The 16,164-nt window shown below is 35.7% G+C and carries 12 protein-coding genes; 9 read left to right on the forward strand and 3 right to left on the reverse strand.

All coding sequences use genetic code 11. From position 1 onward, the window contains the following. Positions 1–17: 17 nt before the first annotated feature. A complete protein-coding gene (locus AC2A1G_RS00725; protein WP_484045044.1) occupies positions 18–677 on the forward strand; it encodes an XAC2610-related protein in 660 nt (219 codons plus the stop codon). Here the strand turns inward: AC2A1G_RS00725 and AC2A1G_RS00730 are convergent. From AC2A1G_RS00730 to tsaD, 3 genes are read right to left on the reverse strand one after another with little or no spacing between them, the layout of a single operon-like run. After that, positions 674–1,384 carry an RsmE family RNA methyltransferase gene (locus tag AC2A1G_RS00730; protein WP_484045045.1) on the reverse strand — a complete coding sequence of 237 codons (711 nt, stop codon included), beginning with the start codon at positions 1,382–1,384 and terminating at the stop codon, positions 674–676. The genes AC2A1G_RS00725 and AC2A1G_RS00730 overlap by 4 nt on opposite strands. A 16-nt stretch (positions 1,385–1,400) precedes the next feature. Further along, positions 1,401–1,811, reverse strand: a complete 411-nt coding sequence (locus tag AC2A1G_RS00735; RefSeq protein WP_484045046.1) for a hypothetical protein — start codon at positions 1,809–1,811, stop codon at positions 1,401–1,403. After that, on the reverse strand, positions 1,811–2,827 hold the full coding sequence (gene tsaD, locus AC2A1G_RS00740) for a tRNA (adenosine(37)-N6)-threonylcarbamoyltransferase complex transferase subunit TsaD (protein WP_484045047.1): 1,017 nt from the start codon (positions 2,825–2,827) through the stop codon (positions 1,811–1,813). Before tsaD ends, AC2A1G_RS00735 begins: the two co-directional genes overlap by 1 nt. Before the next feature lie 4 nt (positions 2,828–2,831). On the opposite strand from tsaD, the gene AC2A1G_RS00745 reads away from it, so the two are divergent. The 8 genes from AC2A1G_RS00745 to AC2A1G_RS00780 all read left to right on the forward strand — a co-directional run bounded on the left by AC2A1G_RS00745 (position 2,832) and on the right by AC2A1G_RS00780 (position 16,127). Beyond that, positions 2,832–7,613 carry a translocation/assembly module TamB domain-containing protein gene (locus AC2A1G_RS00745; RefSeq protein ID WP_484045048.1) on the forward strand — a complete coding sequence of 1,594 codons (4,782 nt, stop codon included), beginning with the start codon at positions 2,832–2,834 and terminating at the stop codon, positions 7,611–7,613. Positions 7,614–7,747: 134 nt separating this feature from the next. After that, positions 7,748–8,218, forward strand: coding sequence for an Lrp/AsnC family transcriptional regulator (locus tag AC2A1G_RS00750; protein WP_484045049.1), 471 nt, complete (start codon positions 7,748–7,750; stop codon positions 8,216–8,218). Positions 8,219–8,286: 68 nt separating this feature from the next. Beyond that, entirely contained in the window at positions 8,287–8,676 is a 390-nt protein-coding gene (locus AC2A1G_RS00755; RefSeq protein ID WP_484045050.1) for a hypothetical protein, read from the forward strand. Between the two features lie 89 nt (positions 8,677–8,765). Further along, a complete protein-coding gene (locus AC2A1G_RS00760) occupies positions 8,766–9,746 on the forward strand; it encodes a pyruvate dehydrogenase complex E1 component subunit beta (RefSeq protein ID WP_056076751.1) in 981 nt (326 codons plus the stop codon). Positions 9,747–9,871: 125 nt separating this feature from the next. Further along, entirely contained in the window at positions 9,872–11,869 is a 1,998-nt protein-coding gene (locus AC2A1G_RS00765; RefSeq protein WP_484045051.1) for a KUP/HAK/KT family potassium transporter, read from the forward strand. Between the two features lie 71 nt (positions 11,870–11,940). Beyond that, positions 11,941–12,414 (forward strand): Fur family transcriptional regulator, encoded by a 474-nt coding sequence (locus AC2A1G_RS00770; protein WP_191736411.1) that lies wholly within the window; start codon positions 11,941–11,943, stop codon positions 12,412–12,414. Between the two features lie 3 nt (positions 12,415–12,417). Further along, a complete protein-coding gene (locus AC2A1G_RS00775) occupies positions 12,418–14,157 on the forward strand; it encodes an OstA-like protein (protein ID WP_484045052.1) in 1,740 nt (579 codons plus the stop codon). Positions 14,158–14,516: 359 nt separating this feature from the next. After that, on the forward strand, positions 14,517–16,127 hold the full coding sequence (locus AC2A1G_RS00780) for a hypothetical protein (protein ID WP_484045053.1): 1,611 nt from the start codon (positions 14,517–14,519) through the stop codon (positions 16,125–16,127). Positions 16,128–16,164 lie beyond the last annotated feature (37 nt).

Genomic DNA, 16,164 nt, shown 5'->3' on the forward strand with positions numbered 1-16,164 from the left:
TAAAATAATTTTAGAGAATGAAATTTTCAGTAGCCGTTTTTGTTTTTCTCTTTGTTTTTTCCTGTCAAAAGAACGAAAGATCAAATCCCAAAGTGCGCAAAATCAAACAGGATTCTTCAATTAGCGTACAAAAACGTGAGCCACAACTAAGTAATGAAGAGATATTGAAGGAGCAAGAAGATAGAGAAAAAGAGCTTTCAAAGGTCGTTTCAAAGTATATTGTTGAGGAGAAATATAAAGACTTTAAATACAAAATTTACTGCGAAAAAGAAAAATCTGAAATGATTGGTTTTAGGAAAATTAAGATTTTTAAAGGTGGGAAGTTTTTACAAAATATTGATATACAAAAAGATTCCGCATATATCTATTATGACTATGAATATGATTTCTCTGCCGATAAAGACTGGAATTTTGACGGTTTTCCTGATGTGAAATTATTGAAATTTCACGGAATGGTTGATGCTCAATTTTATCTGTGGCTATACAACAAGAAAACTGGAAAATACGATTTCTGCCCCTCTTTCGGCAAGATTGTAAATCCTGTTGTTGACAAGAAAAATAAACAAATCACATCATCCTATCACGCTGGTCCTGTGACCTATTTTTATTTTGGATATAAATTTATAGATGGAAAATTTGTAGAAGTTTACTCAGATGTGAAAGGAGATGATTATTAAATCATCTTATTGTAATTCCATGCTGCAACAAAAACGCCGGCAGTTTCCGTTCTTAGTCTTTGATTTCCAAGAGAAACGGCTTTAATTCCTTTTTCTGCTAAAAACAGAATCTCTTTATCCGAAAAATCGCCTTCAGGGCCAATCAGAAAAGTAATTTCATTCATTTTGTCATGCTTGTCTTGTCCAAGCGTATTCAAATTAATTCTTTCCAAATTCTCGTTGCAATGCGCCACAAAAGTAGTTTCATAATCAGTGTTTTTAAGAAAATCCGGAAGTTTTACCAAATCATTAATCACAGGGAAATGGAATCTCAAACTTTGCTTTGAAGCCGCAATCGCTTGTTTCCTGATTTTATCGATATTAATATTTTTGCGTTCTGTTTTTTCGGTTTGAAGAATGGTAATTTCAGAAATTCCCATTTCAACGGCTTTTTCAACGAAAAATTCGATGCGGTCTATATTTTTTGTCGGAGCAATGGCAATGTGAAGTTTCGGGCTGAAATCCGGAGTGTCATTTTTTATTTCAGAAACATTGATTCCAGCTTTTTTTCCTTCAATAAATAAAGTCCCCGAAGCGAGATTTCCGTTTCCGTCAGTTACATGGATTTCTTCACCATCCTTCATACGGAGCACTTTTAAAATGTGTTGTTGCTCTTCATCGTTGATTGTGACTTGTCCGTTATTGATTTCGCCAAAAAAAAGTTTCATAGAAAAGAATTAGATTTTAAAGTATAATTTCATTTTCACTCACAAATGCCACTCCCGTTTTTATAGTCGTGTAAATATCGCCTTCACAATCTCTGTACGAACACATATAGATTTCTTCCACCCAAAGATTATTCTGGAAAATTAAATTTAAATATTCGTTTTTTCTTAAATTATTTTTGATGGATAAATAATCTCCTTCTTTCGGTTCATAAGAAAAACTGAAAACATTCTCAGAATTGATTTTCTCAATCACTTCCTCCTTCACATTTTGGATAAATCCTGTTTCGGAACAAATCATTTGAAAATTATCTTCATCAAATTCTGCCGAACTATCATTTTTACCGGTAATAGTTTCTAAAACCCAATAATATTTTGAATTTTTCTTAGATTGAGTTCCTAATATTTTTTCTTCTAAAAGTATCTTCATTACAAATCGTATTTTGAAGTTGCTGTTGTTCTCAAATCCGTAAATTCTCCTCTCTCAAATTTCAATTGAGCAACCATGGCAATCATTGCAGCGTTATCAGTAGTATATTCAAATTTTGGAATGTAAATATTCCAACCTAATTTATCGTGATTATTCTGCATTACTTTTCTGAGCTCAGAATTGGCAGAAACTCCGCCAGCAATAGCAACGTCTTTAATATTTAAATCTATAGCCGCTTTTTCAAGCTTATTCATTAAGATTTCAATGATGCATTTCTGCACAGAAGCACAAATATCGTTGAGATTTCCTTTAATAAAATCAGGATTTTTCTTCACTTCTTTTTGAATGAAATATAAAACCGAAGTTTTTACTCCGCTGAAAGAATAATCGTAATTTTCTAATCTTGGTTTGTTAAATTTAAAAGCATCAGGATTTCCTTCTTTTGCCAGTCTGTCGATAATCGGACCTGCAGGATAATCAAGATCAAGAATTTTTCCTATTTTATCGAATGCTTCTCCAGCTGCATCGTCTATTGATTTACCGATAATTTCCATCTCAAAATAATCTTTTACAAGCACAATCATGGTATGTCCACCGCTTACGGTAAGGCATAAAAATGGGAATTTCGGAGGCACGGGATTTGCATCGTCGATGAAATGTGCCAAAATATGTGCCTGAAGGTGATTTACTTCTATCAAAGGAACGTTAAGGCTCATCGCCAAAGACTTAGCAAACGAAGTACCCACAAGGAGTGATCCCAAAAGACCGGGGCCTCTCGTGAAACCTATCGCAGAAATTGCATTTTGTTGTATATTTGCTTTGACGAAAGATTTTTCAACAACAGGAATGATGTTTTGTTGATGTGCTCTGGAAGCAAGTTCAGGAACCACACCACCATATTCATTATGAATTTCCTGATTGGCTGCAATGTTGGAGAGAATGGTATTTCCTTTGATAATCGCCGCTGAAGTGTCGTCACAAGACGATTCGATACCTAATATTATAGAGTCGCTCATTATAATGGCAAAGTTAGAGAATAATAACGAAAATAAGAACAAAAAATCGGTAAGTGAAAATCTGGGAGATCAGGTGCAGAAAACCGTAGAAAATGTTCAGGAATCGGTAAAAGAAGCTTCAGATTTTGCTGCGGAAGCCATTAAACATCCTATAGATACTGCTCAGGAACTTGGAAAGCAGGCTGCAAAAGATGTTATAAGTTATTCCTGGTGGGCAAAACTCCTACTGATTCTTTTCTGGACAGTTCTTTCGGTCGTTGTTCTTGTTTTTATCGCCATCAATTTGCCGGTAACAAAAAGATGGGCTGCAGATCAGGCTTTGCAGATTGTCAACAGAGATTTCAAAGCTAAAATGTCTACGGAAAGCGTTGAAGTGGATTTCTTCGGCGACGTTACAATCAAAGGTTTGAGAATTAAAGATTATAAAAATGTTGATTTCATTAAAGCAAGAGAATTTAAAGCCAATTCAGACTGGTTTTCTTTGGCTACCAATATCGGAAAACATAATTCTTTAAGTTTTAATGGTTTAAGGTTGATTGATGCTGATATTAAAGTGATTACTTACAAAGGCGACAGCATCTCAAACTTTATTCGCTTTACCCAACTTTTCGACAGTGGAAAAAAGAAAGATCCTACAAAACCACCATTTCAATTAAATTCCAGGCTGGAAATATTAGATTCTAAAGTTTCAATCGTCAATCAGAATTCTCCCGGCGAGCCAGGGAAATGGCTTACCGCAACGAATGTGAATCTTATCGCTCCAAAAGTAAAAGTAAATGGAGTAAATATTGATGCGACCATCAATAATTTCTCTTTTACAACCAAAAGATGGGGTAAATCTCACATTGTAGAAACTTTTTCTACGGATTTTTCGATGACCAAAGATTTCCTTTTATTAAAGGATTTAACTTTTAATACAGATCATTCACTTCTTCAGGGTGATATAAAATTTAATTTACATGATGGCTCATGGGCAGATTTTGCAGATAAAGTAAAATGGGACATGAATATGAAGCTCGGAAGCCAGATCAGTGGCTACGACATCAGCTATTTTGTAACGAATTGGGACAATTTTATTCCTTTTAATGTGTCTGGTAAAATGACCGGTCCGTTGAATAATTTTACGCTTGATAACTTCCTCATTAGAAACCCGTCAGTCAACATTGCCACCAAAAAAATGGAGGTGAAGAACCTTCTCAAAGGCAATTTTATAATTGAAACCAAAGATTTATCTGCGGACTTTACCTACAAAGATTTAAAAGCTATGATGCCGAAATTTATTTCGGTTAAAATGAAGAATTTTGCAGACGATTTTGGTAAATTAAAATACAACGGAAGTGCAAAAGTGAATCCTAAAGAGGTTTTTGTTTCATCTGGAAATCTTATTACAGGAATCGGGCAGGCGCAAATAACCAATTTTTCTTTACGGGAATACAGTTCACCAATGCCTAAATATTCAGGTTTGGCGGTTGTGAAAGATTTAAATACGTCAGTTATCACCAAAAGCAAAGCTGTAGGTCTGATTTCGGGGAGGTTTGATATCAATGGGCAAAGTTTCGATGTCAATACCATGAAACTTACCACAAAATCTCAGATTTCAAGCATCGAAATTATGGATAAGGAGATTAATAATCTCTATCTCGACGGTTTGCTTGATCATAGAAAATACAACGGACTGATTACGATAAATGATGAAGAGGTAAAAGGTAATGTAAAAGGTTTAATTGATTTCAGTACCAAAAGAATTTTTGCTGATGTGAATGCGGATATTTCTTCATTAAATCTAAATTATTTCACAGGTCAAGCAGGTAAACAAATCGTAAGTGGAAAAATCAACGGAAAAATGGCGATGTCTGATCTTAATGATTTAGGTTTAGATGTAAGTGTAGACAACGTTCATTTTGCGAATGCCGGAAAACAATACCATATTCCTCACGCTAAAATCAATACAAGAGTAGAAGGAGGCAACAGAATTATAGATGTAAATGCTCCCGGAGCTATTAATGGGCAGATTTCAGGGAAATATAACTTGGCGGATCTTTCTGGAATGGTACAGAATGGTCTGGCTAAAATTTTAGTGGGTCCTGCTCCGAGAAAACTATATCGTGGGCAGAAATTTAACCTTGATTTTGATGTTGAGCAAGGTTTAGTGGCACTTTTTATGCCTGACCTTCAGCTTTCACAAGGGGCAAAAGTTTCTGCAGAATATGATGGGGATAGCAATAATTTAGTTTTAGACTTAGATGCTGCCTCCATGAAATATGTGATGACAAAGCAGCAGGAAATTACGGAAGCAGACCGTACCTTGGCTGAAGCAAATTCTGATTATAAAATCAATGACCGTCTTGTGATTACCCGTGACAGTGCGATGATAGACAGTGTAAAGGTAAGAATCAATACAGCAAGTCTGGATCAGCAGATTTTTGCAAAAATCAATAGGCTGCAGTACAATCAGAATATCCTCAAAGACATTACAATTACAGGTGAAAACGAAAATAATTCTTTGCTGAAAATAGCTACAAGCTTTAAACATGGAAGTCCGCAGGATGAAGAAGACGATAATCTGAAAAATTATACAGTAAATTTTAACCAGTCCAGCAATGAATTTGGAGATTATGTTTTCAGGTTTGAACCAACTGAGGTTAATTTTAACAATGTGAAATGGGCGGTTGATACTAATCCTTCTCTTGATCATTCCATTACTTACAGGAAAAAAACAGCCGATTTTGAAATACGGAATCTGAGGATTTTTTCTGATGAAAGCTCACTTCAAATTAATGAATCAACCTTTAAATCTGCAAAAGATTTTTACGTAGATGCTGATGTCAGCAATTTTGCCATTGGAAAAATTCTTGAGATGACTCCAAACGGTAATACAATGGATATTAAAGGTTTGGCCAATGGTAATGTGAAAATAAAAATGGATCAGAACACGCTCCAGCCATTGGTAGATCTCACGGTGGATGATATTATGATGAACGGAAACGATATGGGCGATATTACCATTTCTGCAACCAATAGTTTTTCATTAAATGTTTATGATATTGATGTGAAAGTAGCTTCCGCAGGGATTATCGGAAACAATAACCTTCATCTTACAGGAACGGTTAATAACAATTCTTCGACACCAACCATCGATTTGAATGCGGAATTGGATGAATTTGATCTTTCTTTCACACAGCAGTTTGTACAAACCGTTTTTGGTAATATGAGAGGTAAAGCAACCGGAGATTTAAAAATCAACGGAACGATGAAAAACCTGGATTACAGCGGAAATATTGCATTAAAAGATTTCGGTTTAAAACTTCTATTTACCGGAGTTGATTATTCTTTTGACAACACCACTATTGATTTAACGAAAGGTCTGGCAATTCTGAACAATATTGGTGTACATGATGGCAGAGCCAATTCTAAAGGAACAATTTCAGGATTGATCAGATTTGAAACACTGTCTTCGATGGGGGTTTCGTTGCTGATGAGAGCAGATAATTTATTGATGCTTGATACCACACAGAAAGATTATGATCTCTTTTGGGGAAGGGTGTACGGTCAGGGCGAACTTTTCGTGGATGGTCCTGTTTCCAGTTTAAGTATTTCTACTCCAAACATGAAAGCGTTGAATGGAAGTAATTTTACCTTTAATTCTGCTTCTACTTCCAATGTGGAAGAATTTAAAATGCTGAGATTCCTTCAGGAAAACAAAAGCGGATTCGTTGTTTTGGAAGAAAAGAAAAAGAGTGGTGCCAATATGGATATCGATTTTACTCTTGATGTTGATAAAGGTACCAATGTAAATGTTTTGGTAGGTGATGATGTAGGAAATATCAATGTAAAAGGGGTTGCCGATGATTTGAGGTTCAAAATGAGCCGCACTGGAAATATCGAACTCAGTGGAGATTATATCGTAGAAAACGGAACTTTCGTCTCAAAAGCAATTCTGAACAGAACTTTCCAGATTCAGAAAGGAAGCAGTATTAGTTGGGATGGCAATGCAATGACACCAACGCTGGATATTACCGCCAACTATGTGAGGATGGTTTCCAATGCTGGAGAATATTTAAATATGGGGGTAGGGCCAATCAGTGTATTGCTTCAGGCTAAAATTACGAGAACATTAAATGATCCTGATGTAAAATTGGGAGTAACGGCTTTAGATGTTTCCAGTCAGGTGAAAGAGGCTTTGGCAACAAGGATTAATCAGGCAGAAGGGGAAGATGTTTTGCAGTTTGGTTCTATTCTTCTTTTAAACAGTTTTAATACAACCAGTAGTACTGTTGCTTTAGATGCCGCAGGCTTGGCGCAGTCATCAGGATATAATTTGGCTTTGAAGCAGCTTGGATCTATCATTAATACCATGAGCAGTGAGTTTCAGATAGATTTAAATTATGTGCGGGGTGATGTAGGATCCAATACAGGAGACCGTGCCAATGCAGGTTTGAGCTTTGCCCTTTCACCTAGGATTGAAGTTAAAACAGGTCTTGGAATTCCTTTAAATCAGACCGAAGGAACTACCCAGAATTATTTGTCCGGTGAAGGCTCTATTGAATATGATATTTCTAAAAAGAATGACGGAACGCTTATTTTAAGAGGGTATTCCAAACCTACCAACATTGGAATGGGCAACGGAACAGTGATTACCAACGGTTCTGCAAATCAGGCGTATGGTGGCGGTATTGTCTGGAGTAAAAGTTTTAATTCTTTCTTTAAAAAGAAGAAAAAAGATAAAAAACCACCAGCTAAGATTGACTCGGTAAAAACAGATTCCGTAATTTCAGCAAAGAAATAATCCTAAAATCATAATGATTTTTATCATATCTGTTAATTATAGTTAATATTTGATATTTTTTTTTCAGTTAAATAATTTTTCCTAATTTTGTAAAAAATTTATGGATTTTTTAGGAAAAATATAATTTCACTATTATGAACTATCAACTGGACGAAATAGACAAGAAGATTCTTGACTTCTTAGTAGAAAACACAAGAATGCCTTTTACGGAAATTGCTAAGCAGATGGATGTATCTGCAGGTACAATTCACGTAAGAGTAAAGAAAATGGAAGATGCGGGTATTATTCTAGGATCATCACTAAGCATTGATTATGGTAAATTAGATTATCACTTCACAGCTTTCATCGGTATCTTATTAACAAAATCAAACCGTACGCAGGAGGTTTTAAAAGAACTTTCTACATTACCGAATGTAATTGAAGCGAGCGTAATTTCAGGAAAATATAATATTTTCTGTAAAGTAAGAGCTAAAAATACAGACGATGCCAAGAGAATTATCTATCAGATAGATGATATTCAAGATGTTATGAGAACTGAGAGTATGATTTCTATGGAAGAATTCCTTAGCGACAAAAACAGATTGATCAACGCAATCTCGATTTAATTTTTTTTAACGATATAAATATTCAAAGGAACTTATGATTTTTTTCATAAGTTCTTTATTTTTGCACCATGGAAAAGGAATATAAAGAATACAGTTATTTCGATGAAGACCCAAAAAAAGGCTGGGGTTTTATTTTAGCATTGGCTTCTTTGATGCTGTTTACATTTATGGGAATCGGGCTCGATTTTGATGAATATCTGCAACATAAAACATTAAATATTCCTGAAGGTTATTTTTATTTGATTTTCTCTGTTGATATATTGATGATTTTAGGAATTGTCCTGATTTTTTTCTACAGAAAAATCGGAATTTTTTTATTCCCTTTCATGTTGTTGATGCATTTCTTTATGCACAACTATTATCTTTCTACATTTTTGTACTCAGATGTTACCAATCTTTTTCTGTTTACAGGCTTCGGAATGCTGGCAATTATCCCAAAATGGAAGTTTTTCAGATAATTTTTCCTAAAAATTAATATTGAAAGAAGCCTTTTTTTTCGATTAATAAATAAAAACATTATTTTTGTATCTAAATTTTTAAAATTACTATGGCAGAATATACTTTTCGTGAGGTGATTGCACAGGCAATGAGCGAGGAAATGCGCAAAGACGAATCTATCTTTTTAATGGGTGAGGAAGTTGCAGAATACAACGGTGCTTACAAAGCATCTAAAGGAATGCTGGATGAGTTCGGTGCGAAACGTGTAATCGATACACCAATTGCTGAGCTTGGTTTTACAGGTATTGCAGTGGGTGCTGCGATGAACGGAAACCGTCCAATCGTAGAGTATATGACTTTCAACTTTGCTCTTGTTGGGATTGATCAGATTATCAACAATGCTGCAAAAATCCGTCAGATGAGTGGTGGACAGTGGAATTGCCCAATCGTTTTCCGTGGTCCTACAGCTTCTGCAGGTCAGTTGGGAGCAACACACTCTCAGGCTTTCGAAAACTGGTATGCAAACATTCCTGGTCTTAAAGTTGTGGTTCCTTCAAATCCTTACGATGCAAAAGGATTATTAAAATCTGCAATTCAGGATAACGATCCGGTAATTTTCATGGAATCTGAGCAGATGTATGGAGACAAAATGGAAATTCCTGAAGAAGAATATTATTTACCAATAGGAAAAGCTGATATCAAAAGAGAAGGGACAGATGTAACTTTGGTTTCTTTCGGAAAAATCATGAAACTAGCTCTTCAGGCTGCTGAAGACATGGCTAAAGAAGGTATTTCTGTAGAAGTAATCGATTTAATTACGGTTCGTCCTCTAGATTTCGAAACGATTTTAACATCAGTAAAGAAAACAAACAGATTGGTAATTTTGGAAGAAGCATGGCCGTTTGGTTCAGTATCTTCAGAGATTACGTATATGGTTCAGCAAAAAGCATTTGATTATCTGGATGCTCCAATCAAGAGAATTACTACTCCTGATGCTCCTGCTCCTTACTCATCAGCTCTGTTTGCAGAATGGTTCCCGAAACTTGAAAAAGTGAAAGAGGAAATCAAAAACGCAATGTACGTTAAGTAAATATTAAACGATTATAGAAAAAAACTTCCGAAAGGAAGTTTTTTCATTTATTCTATTCATCGATAAAAATTCTTCGGGTTATAATTTTAGTATAAATTTGCCCGTTTAAAATTAAAATTGCTGATATGGCAGAAGTTACAGAAGGCGGTCATCATATTGATCTCAAAAAGCTTTCTTTTGTTGGGGTTTTGGTCTCTTTAGGGATTGTATTCGGGGACATCGGAACCTCGCCTTTGTATGTAATGAAGGCCATTGTAAATGCACGGAAGGGTGGAGGCTCATCCATGTCAATCAATGATTATATTGAAGGAGCACTTTCCTGTATCATCTGGACGCTTACTTTGCAGACTACGGTCAAGTACGTAATTATTGCTTTAAAAGCCGACAACAGAGGTGAAGGTGGTATCTTGGCTTTATATTCCTTAGTCAAAAAACTTAAGAAAAAATGGCTCTATGTAGTGGCGATCATCGGTGCCTCAACATTGGTTGCAGACAGTGTCATTACGCCGTCACTAACGGTAATGTCAGCCATAGAAGGGTTGAAAATCTATAATCCGGAAACGCCTGTTGTAACCATTACTTTAATCATTCTTTTTATTGTATTTGTCGTACAGCAATTCGGCACTTCTTTTATCGGGAAGTTTTTCGGACCTGTGATGGTAACGTGGTTTTTGGTGTTGGGAGGTTTTGGTTTCATGCATATTTTTGATCATGTTGAAATTTTAAAAGCTTTCAATCCGATGTATGCGTATAATCTGATCACGCATTCGCCAAGTGCAATCGTGATTATGGGTGCTGTGTTTCTTTGTACGACAGGGGCAGAAGCATTATATTCAGATTTGGGGCATTGTGGAGCAAAAAATATTCAGTTCAGTTGGGTTTTCGTTAAAGTAATGCTTATTCTGAACTATCTTGGTCAGGGAGCTTGGCTTTTAGATAATTATGAAAAAGTATATGCCGGTACCAATCCGTTTTTTGGTATTATGCCGGAATGGGCTGTTCTTCCTGGAGTAATTTTGGCAACTTTAGCTGCTATCATTGCGAGTCAGGCGGTAATTACGGGTTCATTTACAATGTTTTCTGAAGCAATGTCTATTTCTTTCTGGCCAAATCAGCACATCGAATACCCATCTGGGGTAAAAGGCCAAATGTACATTCCTAAAGTAAACTGGGGATTAATGATTTTGTGTTTCATCGTTGTCGTATTCTTTCAGGAATCTGAAAAGATGGAAGCGGCGTACGGTCTTACCATAACCATTACAATGTTGATGACAACCATTCTATTGACTTATTGGCTCAGCCGTACAAGATTAAATAAAATTTTCATTATCGGTTTCGCTGCTACTTATTTCATTTTGGAATCCGGTTTCTTTTATGCCAACGTCATCAAATTTATGGATGGCGGATGGTTGACAATGGTGTTGGGCGGATTTATCGCAGTCTGTATGTATGCCTGGTACAACGGCCGACTTTTGAAGGCTACCTTTACTCAGTACGTAAAAATCAGTAAGTACGTAGAAATCATCAAAGACATGAAGCTGGATAATACAATTCCGAAATATTGTACGAATCTCGCTTATCTTTCCAGAGCTAAGAAAAATGATGAGGTGGAATCTAAAATCATCTATTCCATCATTAAAAAACAGCCGAAAAGAGCAGATCATTATTTTATTTTAAGTATCGTTAATCAGGAGGATCCTTATACTTTTAAATATACAGTGGATGAGATTTTACCCGGAACTATTTTCAAAGTGAATTTCCTTCTTGGATTTAAAAAAGACAGAAGAATCAACGATTACTTTAATATGGTTCTGAAAGATCTGATGGCAGACGGTACAATCCCTTCACGAAGCAGTCATCCATCTTTGAGAGCATATAACATTCCGCCAGATCTGAAATATGTAATCATCGATAATACCTATATCAACGATATGCTTCTTACGGTGAAAAATAAAATTACGCTCAATATTTACAACTTCGTGAAATATATCGGTAGTGATGATTTCAAGTCGTGGGGTGTTACATCACACAATGTAGTGGTGGAATCTGCACCGCTCACCGAAGAAGCAGTAGCCAATAAAGACAGAATTCAGCAGGCGAAGTTTGAACGTCATGATTCTTAAAATAAGTTCATCAAAAATAACCGATTTTCTATTCAATAAAAAATCGGTAAATTTGTAGTATAAATTTTTTAATGGATACTTTACAGAAAGAAAAAAATATAACGCTGATAAAAGATGTTTTACGCAACTATTTATTAGAAAAAGGCTTCAGGAATACACCTGAGCGTTACACTATTTTAGAGGAAATTTACAGTATGGATCATCACTTCAATGTTGATGATTTGTACCTGCTTATGATGCAGAAAAAATACCATGTTTCAAAAGCCACAATCTACAATACAATTGAGATTTTCCTTGATGCAGGGCTGATCCGTAAGCATCAGTTTGGTGAAAAAACTTTAACTTCATCTTCTTATGAGAAATCTTATTTTGATAAGCAGCATGACCATTTGGTGATCTACAAAAAAGATTCAGACAAAGAGATTCAGGAGATTATAGAGTTTTGTGATCCTCGTATTCAGGGGATTAAAGAAGCAATTGAGCAGGCTTTTGGCGTAAAAATTGATTCTCATTCGCTGTATTTTTACGGTACTAAGAATGATTAATTAATGAAGATATTCTGTTTTTTGTTACTTTTCCTTGCTGTATTTTTTAAGGCACAGGAAAAACCTAAACCTGTACAAAAAGATCCTTTTTTACAAAACAAATCTGCAAAGACACCATCCGGTCCTGGAAAGAAGGTGAAAATCATCAATGCAGATGAAATCATCAAAGACCCAACAATATATGATGGTAATCAGACGCTGAAAGGAAATGTGAAAGTTGAGCATCAGGGATCTATTTTAAGTGCTGATATCATCGTTATTTACGAAGAAGAAAACTTTGCCAGAGCTATTGGCAATGCGAGGCTGGAAAATCCCGATGGCTCAGTAATCACCTCGTCAGAAATGGAGTACGATGGTAATACCCAAAAAGGTGTTGCCAAAAAAAACGTTGTTCTGAATGATTCTAAAGGCACCATCATCAAAACTGAAACCTTGTACTACGACAGGGTCGCGAATCTTGCGTATTACAATACTGGAGGAACAATCAATGACGGTAAAAGCGTTACCTATTCAAAATCTGCAACCTACAACCTTACAACCAGAGCGATAAATCTTACAGATAATGTGAAGATTGAAGACAAAGATTATATTTTAGAGGGAATAAACGTTGTTCAGAACCAAAATACCAATGTGGTAGACATTAAAGGGCCTACCAATATCATCAATAAAAAGAATCGCAAAAACAGAATCTACACCGAAAACGGAACGTATAAAATGAATTCAAAGGAAGCTTTTTTAAATAAAAATTCCAGAATTTACTACAACGATAAAATCCTTACCGGAGATGAAATGTACTTCAACCAACTTTCAGGTTTTGGAACTGCAACGGGAAATGTAACTTTAGACGATCCTTTAGAAAAAAGATACATCAAAGGAGGCTATGGCGAAATTTACGAGAAAAAAGATTCTTCTATGATGACCAAATCGCCTTATGCAGTGAAGATTTTAGAAAAAGATTCCATCTATTTTGCTTCAGAAAAAATTCTTTCTTACCAGAAGCCTGACACGGCAGATGCTACCAAAAAGAAAAGTTTTATCAGAGCATTTAAGAAAGCGAGAATTTACAAATCAAATGCGCAGGGAAGAGCAGATTCTATTGCGTTCGACGAGACCGACGGCATTATGCACATGTACAAAGATCCTATTCTCTGGAGTGATCAGAAACAGGTGACAGGTGATAAAGTTGAAGCGTATTTCAACTCTGAAAACGAAAATCTGGATTCATTGAAAGTTATAGGAAATGCCTTAGCCATCAGTAAAGCAGATTCTTTAAATATGAAAGATGAGTTTAACCAGGTAAAAGGTAAGCTGATGTCTGTTTTCTACGAAGAAGGAAAAATAAAAGAAGTTAGGGTCATTGGAAATGCACAGTCTATTGCTTATGTGGATGATGTAGATTCGGCAACGAAAAAGCCGGTCAGAATCGGGATCAACCTTTCATCGTGTGGAATTATCGGTGCTTTATTTGAAGAGCAGCAACTTCAGATTCTATCCTGCAACATCGGCGCTACAGACGACACGTACCCCATGAGTATGATAGAACCTTCCAAACGGAAATTTCCCGATTTCAACTGGAACACCAAAGACAGAATACGGAAATGGCAGGATATTCTCGTAGATACACCAAATTATGAGGAAATAAAATATGAACCCGAAACTACGCTGTACGATACCGCCAAAAAGATCACCGATGATGCCAAGGCAAAAGAAGAAGCAAAAAAACCGAAAAGAGTACGTAAATAAATATAGAAAATCAGAGCTTTTGGCTCTGATTTTTTTGTTTAAGACTTCATTAGAATATCAAGATTTAATATTAGATTTTTTTTGAGCTCAGCAGCTTCTTTGTCATTCTGAAAGAATCTAAATAATACATTTTTCAGAAATATTAATTGTATTTTAGATATAGATTCTAACGAAACATGTAATAATTTCTGAAATTATTCTCTTTAATTTGAATAAAAATTCACAAACCATTGTATAAAACCGTAAATATCCTATTTTTGTGAATCAAACGATGAAACTTAAATTTATTTCAAATATGAGAAAAACAAAATCCTTAAATTCACACACACACACACACACACAGGCGCAGATGGCTTAGCATGATGATGGCAGCACTGGTTTGCATTTTATGGCAATGCAGTAGCGAAGACTTTAATCTTGCTGAAAACAATCCCAAACGAAACAATTCCGAATTTTTTAAACATTCTTCTTCCGGAGGGCTTGCCAATCGTGGCGGAGTAGATTATGTGAGAGTTCTGGAAGCTTACAACGAAGAGCGTAATTTTTTGGCAACAATGCCCGATCAAGAAGGAATGCCAATTTGGGAGAAGATGATGGTTTTTGGCACTGAAATAAAAACCTCGTTGATAATTCCGCTTTCTTTCGATAATAATACCATAAGCTCTGCTCTTTTTGTAAATGTTGATGAAAATTCCAGAGTAAACGATTTACGAAATATTGATAACCTGGCACTGGAAAAGATTATCAATGATCAACGTTATGAGCAAAACATGAGAGAGTCTCTTCTAGGTAGTTTCCTTATGCTGGACCAGCATACGTTCGGAACAAAGAATTTTACCAATATTCCGGAAGATTTATTTCAGGATGCTACAAAGGGCGAATATAACAGGCTTGATATTACTTCAAGTGATCATCACGTGGAACATGAAAACACAAACAATAAAACTATTGTTACTCAATGCCTTGTTACGTGGAACTGCAAACAAAATAAATCTTGGGAAGAATGTGATAAATGTACTACATGTCTGAAAAAGCATAAATGTACACATATTATTTTAGATGACGGTAACGGTGATATACCTTTTCCTATATATGACCTACCACCGCAAGGCGGTGGAGGTGGCGGTACTTTTGGCAATCCACCACCAAAAGACCCTTGTGCACTAGACAATGTTTTCTACAGAATGATGCCGGCATGTGGCAGTACAGGTACCGGTGACGATGGGGATTTAATTGATGATCCATGTAAAAAAACAAAAGCACAAATAACCAACGCAAATAACGTCTTGAAACATCCTACAGTAAAGACACAAATGGATGATGTATTACGAGGTAAAGTTTCAGCTCCTCTTGAGTACGGACTTAAAATTGGTGATACTGGTAATTCTACTTATAGCTATTCCAATTTAGTTGAAGGAACATCCTCTCAAACCGATTTAAGCAATGCAATATTGCCGTCAGGCAATTATGTAGCAGACGGTCATTCTCACGCAGGTGGATTTGGATCACCTTCGGGTGGAGACTTGTACGGTTTTTTAGGCTTAATTGCTACAAACCTACACTTGAAATACAGATATGTATATGGCACAAGAGATGGTAGCCCAGAAGTATATGCTTTGGTGCTAAACGATGCTTCCATGATTGCAGATTTTTTATCGCAACATCCCAGAGACCAGAATTACGATGAAATAAATCATTCAATTAAAAGCGACAGTAAACTTGGAAAAGATTATTACACTGCTGTTGACCATTATACATCAGGCAGATCAGAAAATTCATCAGGAGAAGACTATTCAGATCGTGCAGTAGCAATGGCGTATATTTTGGAAAAGTATAACACAGGCTTAAGCATTGCTCTTGTAGACAGTAACGGCAATTTAAAAAAAATCACTGCGAATGTACAGGAAATAACAGTTCCCTACAGTGGAGGAGCTAAAAAAGAAGGGGTGAAAATCTCAAAATGCCCTTAAATTAACACTTAAAAAAATATAAAATTAAATTAACAAC

Source organism: Chryseobacterium sp. HNCC26DJ240 (genome assembly GCF_057180485.1).

Excerpts from the sequence above, each read along its gene's own strand:
- AC2A1G_RS00755 (WP_484045050.1), top strand. The coding sequence starts at position 8,287 with ATGGAAAAGGAATATAAAGAATACAGTTATTTCGATGAAGACCCAAAA.
- AC2A1G_RS00750 (WP_484045049.1), top strand. The coding sequence starts at position 7,748 with ATGAACTATCAACTGGACGAAATAGACAAGAAGATTCTTGACTTCTTA.
- AC2A1G_RS00770 (WP_191736411.1), top strand. The coding sequence starts at position 11,941 with ATGGATACTTTACAGAAAGAAAAAAATATAACGCTGATAAAAGATGTT.
- AC2A1G_RS00735 (WP_484045046.1), bottom strand. The coding sequence starts at position 1,811 with ATGAAGATACTTTTAGAAGAAAAAATATTAGGAACTCAATCTAAGAAA.
- AC2A1G_RS00730 (WP_484045045.1), bottom strand. The coding sequence starts at position 1,384 with ATGAAACTTTTTTTTGGCGAAATCAATAACGGACAAGTCACAATCAAC.
- AC2A1G_RS00780 (WP_484045053.1), top strand. The coding sequence starts at position 14,517 with ATGATGATGGCAGCACTGGTTTGCATTTTATGGCAATGCAGTAGCGAA.
- AC2A1G_RS00760 (WP_056076751.1), top strand. The coding sequence starts at position 8,766 with ATGGCAGAATATACTTTTCGTGAGGTGATTGCACAGGCAATGAGCGAG.
- AC2A1G_RS00775 (WP_484045052.1), top strand. The coding sequence starts at position 12,418 with ATGAAGATATTCTGTTTTTTGTTACTTTTCCTTGCTGTATTTTTTAAG.
- tsaD (WP_484045047.1), bottom strand. The coding sequence starts at position 2,827 with ATGAGCGACTCTATAATATTAGGTATCGAATCGTCTTGTGACGACACT.
- AC2A1G_RS00725 (WP_484045044.1), top strand. The coding sequence starts at position 18 with ATGAAATTTTCAGTAGCCGTTTTTGTTTTTCTCTTTGTTTTTTCCTGT.
- AC2A1G_RS00765 (WP_484045051.1), top strand. The coding sequence starts at position 9,872 with ATGGCAGAAGTTACAGAAGGCGGTCATCATATTGATCTCAAAAAGCTT.
- AC2A1G_RS00745 (WP_484045048.1), top strand. The coding sequence starts at position 2,832 with ATGGCAAAGTTAGAGAATAATAACGAAAATAAGAACAAAAAATCGGTA.